General features: G+C 34.8%; 13 protein-coding genes. 7 read left to right on the forward strand and 6 right to left on the reverse strand.

Annotated elements, in window-relative coordinates; genetic code table 11:
- Positions 1–28 precede the first annotated feature (28 nt).
- The 6 genes from gyrA to dnaA form a co-directional block, all read right to left on the reverse strand.
- On the reverse strand, positions 29–2,722 hold the full coding sequence (gyrA, locus tag ACM595_RS09650; protein ID WP_002481967.1) for a DNA gyrase subunit A: 2,694 nt from the start codon (positions 2,720–2,722) through the stop codon (positions 29–31).
- 35 nt (positions 2,723–2,757) lie between these two features.
- Positions 2,758–4,692 (reverse strand): DNA topoisomerase (ATP-hydrolyzing) subunit B, encoded by a 1,935-nt coding sequence (gene gyrB, locus ACM595_RS09655; protein ID WP_002481966.1) that lies wholly within the window; start codon positions 4,690–4,692, stop codon positions 2,758–2,760.
- Between the two features lie 12 nt (positions 4,693–4,704).
- Positions 4,705–5,820 carry a DNA replication/repair protein RecF gene (gene recF, locus ACM595_RS09660; RefSeq protein WP_002481965.1) on the reverse strand — a complete coding sequence of 372 codons (1,116 nt, stop codon included), beginning with the start codon at positions 5,818–5,820 and terminating at the stop codon, positions 4,705–4,707.
- A complete protein-coding gene (gene yaaA / locus ACM595_RS09665) occupies positions 5,817–6,050 on the reverse strand; it encodes a S4 domain-containing protein YaaA (protein ID WP_171914394.1) in 234 nt (77 codons plus the stop codon). The genes recF and yaaA overlap by 4 nt, the downstream gene beginning before the upstream one ends.
- Positions 6,051–6,599: 549 nt before the next feature.
- Positions 6,600–7,730 (reverse strand): DNA polymerase III subunit beta, encoded by a 1,131-nt coding sequence (gene dnaN / locus ACM595_RS09670; protein ID WP_069826024.1) that lies wholly within the window; start codon positions 7,728–7,730, stop codon positions 6,600–6,602.
- A 247-nt stretch (positions 7,731–7,977) separates the two neighbouring features.
- A complete protein-coding gene (dnaA, locus tag ACM595_RS09675; protein ID WP_002481962.1) occupies positions 7,978–9,345 on the reverse strand; it encodes a chromosomal replication initiator protein DnaA in 1,368 nt (455 codons plus the stop codon).
- 731 nt (positions 9,346–10,076) lie between these two features.
- Between dnaA and rpmH the strand changes: the two genes are divergently transcribed.
- From rpmH to ACM595_RS09710, 7 genes are all read left to right on the forward strand, one after another.
- Positions 10,077–10,214: a 50S ribosomal protein L34 gene (gene rpmH, locus ACM595_RS09680; RefSeq protein WP_000240855.1), complete on the forward strand. Its 138-nt coding sequence runs from the start codon at positions 10,077–10,079 to the stop codon at positions 10,212–10,214.
- Positions 10,215–10,373: 159 nt separating this feature from the next.
- On the forward strand, positions 10,374–10,721 hold the full coding sequence (rnpA, locus tag ACM595_RS09685; protein WP_174543736.1) for a ribonuclease P protein component: 348 nt from the start codon (positions 10,374–10,376) through the stop codon (positions 10,719–10,721).
- Between the two features lie 162 nt (positions 10,722–10,883).
- Positions 10,884–12,263: a tRNA uridine-5-carboxymethylaminomethyl(34) synthesis GTPase MnmE gene (gene mnmE, locus ACM595_RS09690; RefSeq protein ID WP_100217365.1), complete on the forward strand. Its 1,380-nt coding sequence runs from the start codon at positions 10,884–10,886 to the stop codon at positions 12,261–12,263.
- Between the two features lie 16 nt (positions 12,264–12,279).
- Positions 12,280–14,157 carry a tRNA uridine-5-carboxymethylaminomethyl(34) synthesis enzyme MnmG gene (mnmG, locus tag ACM595_RS09695; protein ID WP_002481959.1) on the forward strand — a complete coding sequence of 626 codons (1,878 nt, stop codon included), beginning with the start codon at positions 12,280–12,282 and terminating at the stop codon, positions 14,155–14,157.
- 1 nt (position 14,158) lies between these two features.
- Positions 14,159–14,878, forward strand: a complete 720-nt coding sequence (gene rsmG / locus ACM595_RS09700; RefSeq protein ID WP_075340074.1) for a 16S rRNA (guanine(527)-N(7))-methyltransferase RsmG — start codon at positions 14,159–14,161, stop codon at positions 14,876–14,878.
- Positions 14,879–14,918: 40 nt separating this feature from the next.
- A complete protein-coding gene (locus tag ACM595_RS09705; RefSeq protein ID WP_002481957.1) occupies positions 14,919–15,758 on the forward strand; it encodes a ParB/RepB/Spo0J family partition protein in 840 nt (279 codons plus the stop codon).
- Between the two features lie 207 nt (positions 15,759–15,965).
- Entirely contained in the window at positions 15,966–17,423 is a 1,458-nt protein-coding gene (locus tag ACM595_RS09710; protein ID WP_041080285.1) for a carbon starvation protein A, read from the forward strand.
- The last annotated feature ends 138 nt before the right edge of the window (positions 17,424–17,561 follow it).

The following is a 17,561-nucleotide window of genomic DNA, read 5'->3' on the forward strand; positions in this document are numbered from 1 at the left end:
TTTTTATAATGACTATTATCGCATAAAATTACTCTTCTTCGTTATCTTCATTGTCCGCATTATCAATATCTTCATTCACACGGTCCATAAAGTCTTGTCGTACTTCTTGACGATCATCATCATCTGATACCTCACTATCTTCAACTTCTGTATGAATAGCGTTGCCTGGTGCATCGTCCTCTATCACAGCTTCACCTTGTTGTGAATCTTGTGCTATTTGTTCAGTTGCATCAGTATTTTCTGAATCGGAGGCAATTGCTTCAGTTTCTGTTTCAGCTTCATCTTCCTCATTTACTTTAGCTACTGTAGATACGAATTGATTTTCACCTAATTTAATCAATCTCACACCTTGTGCTGCACGGCCGTTTTGTGAAATATTCTCTACATCAATACGGATAATCACGCCAGAGTTTGTAACAACCATCAAGTCTTCTTCACCAGTCACTGATGTGATACAAACTACATTACCATTACGTTCTGTGATAGTCGCTGTTTTAATACCTTTACCACCACGGTTTGATAATCTGTAATCTTCAACTGGTGTACGTTTACCGTAACCATTTTCAGTCACGACGAGTATTTCATCATCGCTTTCGACTTTTGTAACATCTAAACCGACTACTTTATCGTCTTCTCTAAGTGTAATACCTTTCACACCCGCTGCGGTACGGCCAAGTGGACGTAAGGCAGTTTCAGGGAAGCGAATTAATGAAGCATGCGATGTACCGATTAGAATATCAGTTTCACCATCAGTTAAACGTACTGCAATCAATTCGTCATCCTGTTTGAAACTAATCGCAATTTTACCGTTTTTATTAATATGTGAGAAGTTACTTAGGGCAGAACGTTTCACTCTACCTTTTTGAGTAGCAAAGACTAAATAATCTTCTTCACTTTCTAAATCTTTAACAGCAATCATCGTACTAATCGATTCGTCATTGTCTAACTCAATTGCGTTAACTACTGGAATACCTTTAGACTGACGAGAAAGCTCTGGCACTTCGTAGCCTTTAAGTTTATAGACACGACCTTTATTCGTAAAGAATAGCACGTTGTCATGTGTACTTAACGTCACAAGTTGACTTACAAAGTCTTCTTCTAGCGTATTCATACCTTGAACACCACGACCACCACGGTGTTGTGCTCTATAAGTTGAAACTGGTAATCGTTTGATGTAGTTATTATGACTTAACGTAATCACAATTTGTTCTTCTGGAATTAGATCCTCATCTTCAATGTCATCTAAACCACCAATTTGGATTTCAGTCTTACGTTCATCACCATAACGCTCACGGACATCAATCAATTCATCACGAACAATTTGTAATAGTTTTTCTTCGTCTGCAAGGATAGATTTCAATTCTTCAATATAAGCAATTAGTTCATTATATTCAGCTTCAATCTTATCTCTTTCTAAACCAGTTAAACGTCTTAAACGCATATCTAAAATCGCTTGTGCTTGACGTTCAGATAATTTAAATTGTTCTTGTAAACTTGCCATGGCAATCTTATCGTTATCTGATTCACGAATAACTCTGATAATTTCATCAATATGATCAAGCGCAATTCTCAAACCTTCTAAGATATGTGCACGATCTAAAGCTTTTTTCAAATTATATTCGGTACGTCTTCTTACAACGACTTTTTGATGTTCTAAGTATTCAACTAAGGCATCTTTAAGTGAAATAAGTTTTGGTCTGCCATTAACTAAGGCAATCATGTTTACACCAAATGATGTTTGTAATGGTGTTTGTTTGTATAAGTTATTTAAGACAACACTCGCGTTGGCATCTTTACGGATATCGATTACTACACGGACACCTGTACGTAAACTTGTTTCATCTCGTAAGTCTGTGATACCATCTATTTTCTTATCACGCGCTAATTCAGCAATCTTTTCTATCATACGTGCTTTGTTAACTTGGTACGGTACTTCTGTAACAACAATACGTTGACGACCGCCACCACGTTCTTCTATTTCTGCACGAGAGCGCAATTGTATTGATCCACGACCTGTTTCAAATGCACGACGAATCCCACTCTTTCCAAGAATAATACCTGCAGTCGGGAAGTCTGGCCCTTGTATATCTTCCATCAATTCAGCAATGGTAATATCGGGATTATAACTTAAACTTAAAATACCGTTGATGACCTCTGTTAAATTATGTGGTGGAATATTTGTAGCCATACCAACAGCGATACCTGATGCACCATTAACTAATAAGTTAGGGAATCTAGCAGGTAAGACTGACGGCTCTCTTTCATTACCATCATAGTTATCGATAAAATCAATGGTATCTTTATTTAAATCTCTAAGTAATTCAAGTGTAATCTTAGACATACGTGCTTCTGTATAACGCATCGCAGCCGCACCATCGCCATCCATAGAACCAAAGTTACCTTGTCCATCAACTAAAGGATATCGATAGCTGAAGTCTTGTGCCATTCTAACCATTGCTTCATAAATTGATGAGTCACCATGTGGGTGATATTTACCCATTACGTCCCCAACAATACGCGCAGATTTCTTGTATGACTTGTCTGGTGTCATACCTTGTTCATGTAATCCATACAATATGCGTCGATGTACTGGTTTCAAACCATCTCTAACATCAGGTAAAGCACGTGAGACAATAACACTCATCGCATAGTCTAAGAATGACTCGCGCATCTCACTCGTTATATTTCGTTCATTAATTCTTGATTCAGGTAATTCAGCCATCAAGATATCCTCCTTCAAAAATTCAGTTCATCGTATTAGAAATCTAAGTTGGCATAGACTGCATTATCTTCAATAAACTGTCTACGGTTCTCTACAACGTCGCCCATTAACATTTCGAAGACTTGATCCGCTTCAATCGCATCATCCAATGATACTTGTAACATGGCTCTATTTTCTGGATTCATGGTAGTTTCCCATAATTGATCCGCATTCATTTCACCAAGACCTTTGTAACGTGAAATCGACCATTTTGGCGTTGGTTCTAACTCAGCTTTAAGTTTTTCTAATTCACGTTCATTAAAGACATAGTATTTTTGTTTACCTTGTGTCAGTTTGAATAAAGGTGGTTGTGCAATATACACATATCCTGCTTCTAACAATGGTCTCATAAAGCGATAGAAGAATGTTAATAACAATGTTCTAATATGTGCACCATCGACATCAGCATCTGTCATAAGGACAATCTTATGATAGCGTGCTTTACTTAAATCAAATTCGCCACCAATACCCGTACCAAATGCCGTAATCATCGAACGAATCTCGTTATTATTTAAAATTCTATCTAAACGTGCTTTTTCAACGTTCAAGATTTTACCACGCAATGGTAATATCGCTTGTGTTTCTGAATCACGACCGGATTTTGTAGACCCACCGGCAGAGTCACCCTCGACGATAAAGATTTCACTACGTGATGGGTCTTTACTAGAGCAATCGGCCAATTTACCAGGTAAGCTTGATATTTCTAATGCTGATTTACGGCGCGTGACTTCACGTGCTTTTTTCGCAGCAAGACGTGCGTGCGAAGCCATGATACCTTTTTCAACTACAATACGGCCTACTTGAGGATGTTCATATAAGAAGCGCTCAAATAACTCGGAGAATAGTTTATCAACGATTTGACGTACTTCAGAGTTACCTAATTTTGTTTTTGTTTGTCCTTCAAATTGTGGATCACCGTGCTTAATTGAAACAATTGCTGTCAAACCTTCACGTGTGTCTTCACCTGAAAGTCTTTCTTTATCTTCTTTGATAATTTTACTATTTAATCCGTAACTATTAAGTACACGAGATAGCGCACGTTTGAAACCTTCCTCGTGTGTACCGCCTTCATATGTGTGAATATTATTCGCATACGTCAACAAGTTTGTTGCAAAACCTTTGTTGTATTGTAAGGCAATTTCAACTTCAATTTCATCTTTCGTTTGATGCACGTAAATAGGTTCTTCATGTAAAGGCTCTTTGTTTTCATTTAGCATTTCAACATAAGATTTAATACCACCTTCATAGTGATATGTGTCTTCACGAACTTCTTCACCACGTTCATCTCTTAAAGTAATTGAAATACCTTTATTTAGGAACGCAAGCTCTCTTGTACGTTGTTGTAATGTTTCATAATGATATGTTGTCGTTTCTGTGAAAATTTCAGGATCCGCTTTAAAACGAATGACTGTACCTGTATTATCATCATCTGTTTCTTCAATGACTTTCAAGTCAAATTGAGGTACACCTTTTTTATAACCTTGATGATAAACTTTGCGGTCTTTATACACGTATACTTCAAGATCTTCTGATAACGCGTTGACTACTGATGAACCTACACCATGTAAACCACCAGAAACTTTATAACCGCCGCCACCGAATTTACCACCGGCATGTAATACAGTTAGAATAACCTCAACTGCAGGACGTCCCATTTTTTCTTGAATGCCAACAGGTATACCACGGCCATTATCCGTTACCTTAATCCAATTATCTTTTTCGATCACAACTTCAATTGTGTCGGCATAACCTGCAAGTGCTTCATCGATACTGTTATCGACAATTTCCCATACAAGATGGTGTAAACCTTTTTCTGAAGTTGAACCAATATACATACCTGGTCTTTTACGTACCGCTTCTAGACCTTCCAATACCTGAATCTGTCCAGCACCATAATCTTCCGTGTTGTTCACATCTGACACTGCTTCCACCTTCACTTTCCATTACTTTATAATTTCGCCCTGATTAATGCGATAAAGTTTAGCGTTTTTCATAATTTCATGTTCTATACCGTCTACGGATGTCGTAGTAACAAAAGTCTGCACTTTATGTTGAATAGTGCTCAATAAATGAGATTGACGTGAATCATCTAACTCACTTAATACATCATCTAGCAATAGAATTGGATACTCACCTACTTCAATATTCATTAACTCAATTTCAGCGAGTTTGATTGATAATGCAGTAGTTCTTTGTTGACCTTGCGAGCCATAAGTCTGAGCGTCCATTCCATTCACATTAAAACCTAAATCATCTCTGTGAGGGCCGTATAAACACACACCTCGGTCTTTTTCTCGTTCCATATTGTCATTAAGTATCGTTAAGACTTCCTCTAAGCGTTCCGTCTCACTTTTATCTTTATTTTCTAGTTTAATACTAGGTAAATAGTTTAAAGACAATGTTTCACGATCATTTGTAATCCCAGAATGGATAGGTTTCGCTAGTGATTCAAGTTCATTAATAAAATGTTCACGTCTTAGCGTAATTTTGAATGCGTATTCTGCAAATTGTTGGTTTAAGACTTCAAGCATCGTGCTGTCTGTCTTTTGTCCATATTGCAGTTGCTTCAAATAATTATTCTTTTGTTTTAAAATACGTTGATACTGTGACAAATCATTTAAATATACTGCTGAGATTTGTCCAAGTTCCATATCTATAAATCTACGTCTAATCTGCGGTGATCCTTTGACAATATTTAAATCCTCAGGCGCAAACAAAACGACGTTCAAGTGCCCAATATACTGAGTCAGTCTACTTTGTTCTAAGTGATTGATTTTGACTTGTTTACCTTTTTTAGTGATGTACATCGTTAAAGGCATCTCACCATATCTATAACTAAGGTCACCCTCTATTTTAGCATAGTCGCTATCGAAACGTATGAGTTCTTTGTCATTAGACGTTCTGTGACTTTTAGCTAGTGCTAACGTATAAATAGATTCTAATAAATTAGTCTTCCCTTGAGCATTTTCACCAATCAATATATTGACATCGGGATGACAATTTAAGGAAATCGACTCATAATTACGATAATTTTGTAACTGGAGTGTCTTTAATTTCATTCTTCACCTTGATGTAATATCAAAAATGAACCGACTTCTGGTATGACAATACTATCTCGATGATTTAATTTCTTACCGCGACGCGTTTCACGCTCATCATTGATCATGACATCAAAATCTTGTAAGAACCATTTTGCTTGTCCGCCAGATTCGATAATACCTTCTGTCTTTAGAAATTGCCCTAAAGTAATGTCTCCATCAACAATTACCTCTTCAACCAAATCAATCACTCCATTTCTTTTAAGCTCACTTATATATTATACCTTTTTTTGCGGAAAATTTCATGCAAAATACAGTGAGTAAGCGATTTCTTTTAACTTATTTTAACTATTTTTAAATAATTAGTTTCAAAGTTATTTTTAAAGTTGTTTCATATGTCATATTATATCAAAAATAAATACATTATATGGGCATTCTTTACAAATAATATTAATTTTCACTAAATACCTTAATCTGCTTAAAAATTTATGTATGATAAACGGACTATATTTATTTTGCATTTAGAGCTGTTTTAAGACACTTTTATTACTTTTAAGTATTTTCCCCCTAAGAAAATGTTCAAAATGCTTATATTTGCCCTTTAAATGTCTTTAATCATGAAATTAAGTAATAACATTAGCAAATTTCTATTTATCTCTTACTATCTGCTTTTAAACTCAGACTCTTTTTTCAAATAAAAACAGGAACAAACCAGAAATCACTAAGATTTCAAAGGCTTGTTCCTGTTAAGTTGCACTTTTATGAGAAAAGTAATTGTATTAATCTATTTAACAATACGATTAATACGTTCTAATCGGTAAGATGAGTTGTGTAACTGAATCATCGTCTTTTGGTTTTAAAATAAATGGTTTCATTGTACCGAAAAATTCTACTTCCACTTCATCGTTATCAATGGCTTTTAAAGCATCCATCATATATTTTGAGTTGAATGAGATTTTTAAGTTGCCACCATCTACATTACTTGCTTTAACATCTTCTTTTACCGTACCAATTTCTGGTGATGTTGAAGATAATTCTACAAGTTCATTACCTGTATTTAATTTAATGACATTATTGCCGCCTTCACGTGCTAATAAAGATGCACGATCGATGGCATGATAGAATTCACCATTATCAATTCCTAATTTAATTTCGTAATTCTCTGGGAATAAACGAGATGTATCAGGATAATGACCTTCTAATAAACGTGAAATAAAGTTTACGTTACCCACTTTGAATAACACTTGATTTGAAGCAAAGAAAATATCGATGTCTTCTTCACTGTCTGACATAATCTTATTTAACTCAGATAATGCTTTACCAGGAATGATGACATTTTTATTTTCTGAGTCATCTTCTAATGCTACCTTTCTTACAGCCAAGCGGTGTGAGTCAGTGGCTGTGCATATTAATTCATTTTCTTGTATAAGCCAGTTGACACCAGTAAGCACTGGGCGTGTTTCTGAGGTGGACACTGCGAAATTAGTCTGTGCGATAACGTTTTTAAGCACTTTAACTGATAATTGGATCGCATCATCACGAGAAACTTGTGGCAATAACGGATATTGATCTGGGTCTAAACCACTTAAGTTAAATTCAGAATGTCCAGATGTAATAAGTGTTTGGAACTGTTCATTTGTAGAAAGTTTAACTTCTTTACCTGGTAATTTTTTTATAATGTCTACGAAGAAACGACCAGGAAGCACGACTGATCCAGTTTCAGCAATATCAATAATATCTTCACCATCGACTTGTTTAGGAATAGTGATTTCGATTGAGATTTCTGAATCAGAACCAGTTAGTATAACTTCGTTGTTTTTAACTTCAATTTTGATACCAGTTAAGATAGGTAATGTTGTTCTTGGTGAGATGGCCTTAAGTGTGTCATTTAATTGATTAATAAAATAATCTCTTCTTATTGTGAATTCCATCTTTATTAAACTCCTTCCAGTCGTTTATATATTAAATTATATAGGTTTTAAAACAGTAGTAATAGTAGTAGGGCTTGTGGATTAGGGGATAAGTTAATTTTAGTGAACAGTGACGTCGATTAAAGACTGTGGATAACTTGTGCACTGTGTGTATGACTTTTTAACATTATCCACAATAACGTTTATAATCCCTCTATTAACTATTCCTCAAAATACCTACGATTAATCTGTTATAGTACAGTTTATTTTATTGGTTTCTTATTTCTTTTTCTAAATTTTCAACTTCTTGTTTAAAAGTTGGATCATTTTGTATATCTTTAACTATTTTTTCATGTGCATGAATAACCGTTGTATGATCACGACCGCCAAACTCTTCACCAATTTTTGGTAATGAAAAATCGGTTAACTCACGTGATAAGTACATTGCAATTTGACGCGGATAAGCGATGGATTTTGTTCGTTTTTTAGCGCTAAAATCTTCAATTCTTACACTATAATACTGACCAACAATTTTCTGAATATCTTGTATCGTGATTTTTTTAGATTTAGGTGCTTGAATAATATCTTTAAGTGCTTCAGCTGTTAACTCAGTCGTAATGGGTTGTCCCTGTAATTTTGAAAATGCTAAGACACGTGTTAATGCACCTTCAAGTTCACGAATATTAGACTGAATTTGATTGGCGATGTAAGTAAGCGCCTCAGTTGGAATGTTAAGATTTTCTTCGCCAATTTTCTTCTGTAAAATCGCCATTCTTGTTTCATAATCAGGCGGCGTAATATCTACGATTAATCCCCATTCGAAACGTGAACGTAAACGATCTTCTAGTTTAGCAATTTCTTTTGGAGGTCGATCACTAGAAATTACAATTTGCTTATTTGCTTGATGTAATTCATTAAATGTATGGAAAAATTCTTCTTGAGTCTGTTCTTTATTTTGAATAAATTGAATATCATCAATTAATAAAACGTCGATATTACGGTATTTTTCCCTAAAACGTTCAGTTTTATTATCACGAATAGACTTAATAAATTCATTTGTAAATTTTTCACTAGACGTATAAATAACTTTAGCGTCTGGATTGTTATCCAATACATAATGACCAATCGCATGCATTAGATGGGTCTTACCTAAACCAACACCCCCATAAATAAATAATGGATTATACGCTTTAGCTGGTGCTTCTGCCACTGCAAGACTTGCAGCATGAGGGAATCTATTACCTGGTCCAATGACAAATGTTTCAAACGTATTATGTGTATTGAACTGTTCACCGCCAATGACAGCTTCATCAACGCCTGGCGTATACTTTTTGGCTGGTTGTTCTGGTTGATTTTCTTCTTTTTGCTCACTTGTATGTAAGCTTTTTAGCTCTTCTTCAGTATAAAAGACTGGTGCTATCTCATGACCAATTGCTTCATATAAAGCAGCTTTAATAATTTCTGCGTAATTCATCTTTAACCAATTAGCAACAAAATCGTCATCAGTAACTACAATCGCTTGCTCATTCTGCAGTTTAAACAATTTTGTATCTTTAAGAAATGTTTGGTAGCTTGCACTACTTACTTTTTCTTGAGCCAAGGTTAGAACTTTTTCCCATATTTCTTGTTCTGACATAATAACAAACTCCAACTTTCGTAAATTTTAAAGTTATACACAAAAACAACAGGTACAAATAAAAAGAATCACAGGCTGTTGATAATTATCCACAAGTTACGCACAATCAGTGGATAACTATTACCTAACTATGATTTATACACAGGCTTTTGTTGTATAATTTATTAATTTAAACCCTGTAGCAATCAATATCTACATAACTTATCCACATAATTATACTTTTTAACAACAACCTCTGTCAAATGGGTGTGAATATGTTCTTAAATGCTGAGGAACTCTGTGAATAACATTATACTTATCCACAAATTTGAGGTATAGCGTTGTGTATAAGTGGATAACTTAGAGCAATAGACAGTATACCAAATTTTAAGGTGTTTGTGGGTTTGGGAAATAATTTATAAAGATTGTATGAAAAATGTATAACACAAAATGGATAAATGCAGGGGTGCTGCAAAAGGGGAATATCTGCATAGACAGAAGCACTTTTGGAGTGAAACATAGTAAATGCTTGATTGTAATATAATAAAGGAAGTGTATGATGTAACTCATATATTTTAAATCAGTCACTTAAATTGAGACTTGCTTTATAAAATAGATTTTGTTATATTGTAGTAGTTGCTTGAATTATGACTAGAAATTAATAACAGTTAAATCAAGACTTGAAGCAGAAGCGTATATTAATTTATCTATTATAATAGTATAGAACCGAATAAAGATGGAGGTGTTTTTGCATGGTAAAACGTACTTATCAACCAAATAAACGTAAACATAGTAAAGTTCATGGTTTCAGAAAACGCATGAGCACAAAAAATGGTCGTAAAGTGTTGGCGCGTCGTCGTCGTAAAGGCCGTAAAGTATTATCAGCATAAGATCACTGACTCATCAGTGGTCTTTTTTTTGGTTTTAGTGAAGTAAAATTTCTAAAAATTACGTAGATTTCTACTATTAATTTATGATAACGAATGAATAGAACGAAACATAAGGTTCGTTGGTATATGTATTGAAAAGATATGATAAGTGAGTGATGCTTGGTGGAGAAAGCTTACCGAATAAAAAAAAATAGTGATTTCCAGTTTATTTATAAGAAAGGGAAATCAGTTGCAAATAGACAATTTGTAATATATACGCAACCTAATAAAGCGTTGAATCATTTTCGCTTAGGTATTAGTGTTTCTAAAAAGTTAGGTAATGCAGTCGTAAGAAATAGAATTAAACGTGCCATTCGCGAAAATTTTAAAATCCATAAAGAAGATATCTTAGCAATGGATATTATTGTGATAGCGAGGCAACCAGCAAAAGATATGGACACATTACAAATACAAGCGAGTTTGGAACATGTACTCAAAATAGCAAAGGTATTTAATAAGCGTGTTTAAGTAGGGAAGGGGAAGAAGATATTAGACAACCGTAAGTCTTACCTCAGACAAACCGAAGACTAACTTTCACGAAATGGTAAACAAGATATTCGCTTTTTAATAGGAAACTATTTACAATATTATAATGATAAAAATGAAGTCGAAAAGGAGGCGAGATGGATGATGGATTTAGATACGATAACGAGTATATCCACACCAATGGGTGAAGGTGCAATTGGTATTGTACGTTTATCAGGTGTAGATGCTGTAGATATTGCAGATAAACTTTATAAAGGTAAAGAAAGACTTGAAGATGTAACGTCTCACACAATTAACTATGGTCATATTATTGATCCTGAATCGAACGAAGTGGTGGAAGAAGTTATGGTTTCCGTACTACGTGCACCAAAGACGTTCACACGTGAAGATATTGTCGAAATTAACTGTCATGGTGGTATTTTAACAATTAATAGAATACTAGAATTGACGATGACCTATGGGGCCCGTATGGCTGATCCAGGTGAATATACAAAACGTGCTTTCTTAAATGGCAGAATAGATTTATCTCAAGCAGAAGCGGTGATGGATTTTATTCGTTCTAAAACCGATCGTGCGTCTAAAGTTGCAATGAATCAAATAGAAGGTCGTTTAAGTGATATGATAAAACGACAGCGACAATCCATTCTCGAAATCCTTGCTCAAGTCGAAGTGAACATAGATTACCCAGAATATGATGATGTCGAAGATGCGACTACAGAGGTATTATTAGGGAAATCAAATGAAATTAAAACAGAAATTAATAAATTACTCGATACAGGTACACAAGGGAAGATTATGAGAGAAGGGCTTTCTACGGTTATCGTTGGTAAGCCTAATGTCGGTAAATCATCGATGCTCAATAACCTCATTCAAGATAATAAAGCCATTGTGACTGAAGTGCCTGGTACTACAAGAGATACTTTAGAAGAATATGTCAATGTCCGTGGTGTACCATTAAGACTTGTCGATACAGCAGGTATACGTGAAACAGAAGATATCGTCGAACGTATTGGTGTAGAGCGATCAAGAAAAGCGTTAGGCGAAGCGGATTTAATACTATTTGTACTTAATTATAATGAAAGATTAACAGATGAAGATCGTAAGCTGTATGAAGTGATTAAGAATGAAGATGCGATTGTTATTGTTAATAAGATGGATTTAGACAAGCATTTAGATCTTGATGAAGTCAAAGATATGATTGGCGATATGCCATTGATTCAGACATCGATGCTCAAACAAGAAGGCATTGATCAATTAGAAATTCAAATTAGAGATTTATTCTTTGGTGGCGATGTTCAAAACCAAGATATGACTTATGTTTCTAATTCAAGACATATTTCATTATTGAAACAAGCAAGAAATACCATTCAAGATGCAATAGATGCAGCAGAATCAGGTGTACCGATGGATATGGTACAAATCGACTTAACAAGAACATGGGAAATTTTAGGTGAGATTATCGGTGAATCTGCAAGTGATGAATTAATTGACCAGTTATTTAGTCAATTCTGTTTAGGAAAATAATAAGGAGGAAATAATAATGGCTCAAGAATATGATGTGATAGTAATAGGAGCCGGACATGCTGGTATTGAAGCTGGATTAGCTTCAGCACGTCGTGGTGCCAAAACGTTAATGTTGACGATTAACCTAGATAATATTGCTTTTATGCCGTGTAACCCATCAGTGGGTGGTCCAGCAAAAGGTATTGTCGTACGTGAAATCGATGCATTAGGTGGTCAAATGGCGAAAACCATTGATAAAACGCACATTCAAATGCGTATGTTAAATACTGGTAAAGGTCCAGCAGTAAGAGCGTTACGTGCTCAAGCAGATAAAGTCTTGTATCAACAAGAAATGAAAAAAGTAATTGAAGATGAAGCAAACCTTGATATCATGCAAGGTATGGTAGATGACCTCATTATTGAAGATGATGTCATTAAAGGTGTAAGAACAAATATCGGTACAGAATACTGGTCAGAGGCAGTTATTATTACAACAGGTACATTTTTACGCGGTGAAATCATTTTAGGTAACATGAAGTATTCAAGTGGTCCAAACCATCAATTACCTTCAATCTCTCTAGCTGATAACTTAAGAGGATTAGGTTTTGAAGTCGTTAGATTTAAAACAGGTACACCACCACGTGTAAATGCCAAAACGATTGATTATTCTAAAACGGAAATCCAACCTGGTGATGATGTTGGAAGAGCCTTCAGCTTTGAAACAACAGAATATATTTTAGATCAATTGCCATGTTGGTTAACTTATACAAATGGTGATACACACCAAGTGATTGATGATAACTTACATTTATCAGCTATGTATTCAGGTATGATCAAAGGTACTGGTCCAAGATATTGCCCATCCATTGAAGATAAATTTGTAAGATTCAATGACAAACCACGCCATCAACTATTCTTAGAACCAGAAGGTAGAAATACAAACGAAGTTTATGTCCAAGGTCTATCAACAAGTTTACCTGAACATGTGCAACGTCAAATGTTAGAAACGATTCCTGGTTTAGAAAAAGCAGATATGATGCGTGCAGGCTATGCCATCGAGTATGATGCGTTAGTTCCAACACAATTATGGCCAACACTTGAAACTAAAAAAATCAAAAACTTATACACTGCTGGCCAAATTAATGGGACATCAGGTTATGAAGAAGCGGCTGGACAAGGTATCATGGCTGGTATCAATGCAGCAGCACGTGTTCAAGGTAAAGATGAAGTTATCTTAAGTCGTTCAGATGCCTATATTGGTGTATTAATTGATGATTTAATTACCAAAGGTACAAACGAACCTTATCGTTTATTAACTTCTCGTGCTGAATACCGTCTATTATTAAGACATGACAACGCTGATTTACGTCTAACAGACTTAGGTTATGAATTAGGTATGATTTCAGAGGAACGCTATGCACGTTTTAATGAAAAACGCGCTATGATTAAAGCAGAACAAGAACGTCTAAATGGCATTCGCGTCAAACCAAACGATCGTGTGCAAGAGATTATTGAGGCTCAAGGCGGGTCTCGTTTGAAAGACGGTATCCTTGCTTTAGAATTATTACGTCGTCCTGAAATGACATACGATTTAATTCTAGAAATTTTAGATGAATCACATCAATTGCCTTCAGACGTTGAAGAACAAGTTGAAATTCAAACTAAATATGAAGGTTATATCAATAAATCTTTACAACAAGTTGAAAAAGTTAAACGTATGGAAGAGAAGAAAATTCCAGAAGATCTAGATTATAGTAAGGTAGATAGTTTAGCGACTGAAGCACGTGAGAAATTAGCAGAAGTTAAGCCGCTCAATATTGCACAAGCTTCACGTATATCTGGTGTCAATCCAGCCGATATTTCAATTTTACTTGTATATCTTGAACAAGGTAAAATCCAAAGGGTGAATAACTAAGATGAGTGTAGCATGGTTAACACAGCAACTGAGTACACATGGAATAGAACTTTCAGATAAACAACAACATCAGTTTCAAACGTATTATCAAATGCTTGTTGAATGGAATGAAAAAATGAATTTAACAAGTATTACTGAAGAACATGAAGTATATTTGAAGCATTTTTATGATTCAATTGCGACAAGTTTTTATACGAATTTAACTAAAGAATTAACGATATGTGACGTGGGTGCTGGTGCTGGTTTTCCTAGCATTCCTTTGAAAATCATTTTTCCGAATTTGAAAGTTACAATTGTAGATTCACTGAATAAACGCATTCACTTTTTAAATCAATTAGCGGAAGCTTTAGAGTTAGACAATGTGAGTTTTGTACATGATCGTGCCGAAACTTATGGTAAGGGAGACTACAGGGCGTCTTACGATATCGTTACAGCACGTGCAGTTGCTAGACTTTCTGTATTAAGTGAGCTATGCTTACCATTAGTTAAAAAAGGTGGTCACTTCATAGCACTGAAATCGTCTAAAGGTGAAGAAGAATTGGAAGAAGCACGTTTCGGTATTGGCGTATTAGGTGGTAAAGTACTTGATACAATTTCATATGAACTACCTGAAGATGCAGGTGAAAGACAAATGATTATCATAGACAAACGTAGTCAAACACCTAAGAAATATCCTAGAAAACCAGGAACACCAAATAAATCACCGTTACTTGAAAAATAGTAAAATTCAATACAATTAATTTAGAGGGAGCGCATAGTAAATGAAAAAACCTTTTTCTAAATTATTTGGTTTAAAGAACAAAGATGACATCGTTGGTTATATTGAAGAGGATTATAATAATAGCGTTGAATCTATTCATACGGAACGTATTGTGCCAAACCGTTATCAACCAAGACAAGTATTTGAGCCAAATAAGATTAAAGAACTCGCAGAATCTATAGAAGAACATGGTTTGTTACAACCGATTGTCGTACGTCCAATTGAAGAGGATATGTTTGAGATTATAGCAGGTGAACGTAGATTTAGAGCTTTACAGAGCCTAAGTAAAACGCACGCTGATGTAATTATTAGATATTTAGATGATGAGGAAACTGCTGTAGTCGCACTCATTGAAAATATTCAACGTGAAAATTTATCTGTTGTTGAAGAAGCCGAAGCTTATAAAAAGTTACTAGAAATCGGGGATACCACACAGAGCGAATTAGCTAAAAGTGTCGGTAAAAGTCAGAGCTTTATTGCTAATAAACTTCGTTTATTAAAATTGGCGCCTAAAGTATTGGAACGTTTACGTGAAAGTAAAATTACGGAACGCCATGCGCGCGCGATGCTCAGTTTATCAGAAGAAGATCAAGAAATATTAGTTGAAACGGTTATAAGTCAAAAATTAAATGTAAAACAAACAGAAGCACGCGTGAAACAAAAGATAGGCCCTGAAAAAGTAAAAGCACAAAGATTTGAATTTGAAAAAGATTTAACTGATGCGCGTGAAGCGGTTGGTAAAAGTTTAGATTCTATCGAAAAAAGCGGTATTAAATATGAGCATCAAGCCAAAGATTACGATGATTATTATGAAATTAAAATAAAATTATTTAAACATTAATAGTGATAGAGGTTTACCTATGATAAGACGAGGTAAGCCTCTATTTTTTGTACTAATATATATGATTAGGTATTAATTAAGGTTTAATAAAATCAAAAATACATATTTATAAAATTAGAATAAAAAACAAATGTAATATTGTGAAATTTTACCATTTATGGTTAAATTAAGAAAGCGCTTTCAAGTTATCTAAGGGGGAATGGTAACATGATTACTTTTATTGTAGCTATTATTTTATTGGTGGTGGGTTATTTCACTTATGGAAAATACATAGACAAAATGTTTGGACCAAATAAAGAGCGACCCACACCAGCGTATGATCAAAGAGATGATGTTGATTATTTACCAATGAAAACGCGATCTAACTCGCTTATACAATTGTTAAATATCGCAGGTGTTGGACCTATATTTGGACCTATTATGGGAGCACTTTATGGACCCATAGCATTTATTTGGATTGTTGTAGGCTGTATCTTTGCAGGGGCAGTACATGATTATCTGACCGGTATGATTTCAATTAGAAATAAAGGGGCGCACTTACCAGAACTTGCAGGGAAATTTTTAGGTCAAGTGATGAAGCACTTTGTTAATATATTTTCTATTTTATTATTACTCTTAACAGGAACTGTATTTGTGACTAGTCCGGCACTTCTATTACATAATTTAATGGATGGACGCATTGCACTGGGTATTATTATTTTTGTTATATTTGTGTATTATATATTATCTACAATTTTACCTATAGATAAGATCATTGGTAGAATTTATCCAGTGTTTGGCGCATTATTATTAGTGAGTGCGGTAGGTATAGGTTTCCGTCTTATTCAAACAGGGGCACCTATTCCAGAACTAAATTTTAGTAATATGCATCCTGATGGGGCGCCAGTATTTCCATTACTATTCTTTACAATAACTTGTGGTGCATTGTCTGGATTTCATGCGACACAGACACCGATTATTTCTAGAACAACAAATAAAGAACAGAATGGTAGATTCATCTTTTACGGTATGATGATTGCGGAAGGTATCATAGCAATGATTTGGGCTGCAGCGGGTATGAGTTTATTTAATGGCTATAATGGTTTGAATGATGTCTTAGCACGTGGTGAAGCTGCATTAGTAGTGAGCCAGGCATCACATCTATTACTGGGCTCTGTATTCGGTACGATCGCCGTGTTAGGTGTTATCATTTTACCAATCACTAGCGGGGATACGTCTTTCAGAAGCGCTAGAATGATTATTGCAGATTATTTAAACTATGGTCAGCGAAATATTGTTAAACGTATTATTGTAGCAGTGCCATTGTTCGTTATTAGCTTTGGTCTTACACAAGTTGATTTCACGATTCTATGGAGATATTTCTCTTGGGCAAATCAAACAACAGCGGTTGTTGCACTATGGGTAGGTGCGATGTATCTATTGATTGCGAAAAAGAATTTCTGGGTGGCAGCAATTCCAGCTGTGTTTATGACATGGAATATTTTTACTTATATTTTAAGTCAGAAAATTGGATTGGGTTTAGACCTCAATTTAAGTTATATCATAGCCTTTGTGCTAACGATTTTATGGGTAGCTTATTTCAGTTATCAATACAAAAAAATCACAGCAGGTGCTAAATTTGAATTGGATTATCAAATACCTTATAAGCAACAACAAACAACATGATATTATATTAAAGGATAGGGGCTTGCTAATATAACAAGTTTCCTATCCTTTGGTATGTCTAAAAGGTAGTCTTTATTCCCTGTGACAACAGTATGTAAAAATATTTAAGCATGGCAAAATGATGCAGATGTCAACGAA

The organism is Staphylococcus sp. LKG3-1, from assembly GCF_048568385.1.
Lineage (GTDB): Bacteria > Bacillota > Bacilli > Staphylococcales > Staphylococcaceae > Staphylococcus > Staphylococcus saprophyticus.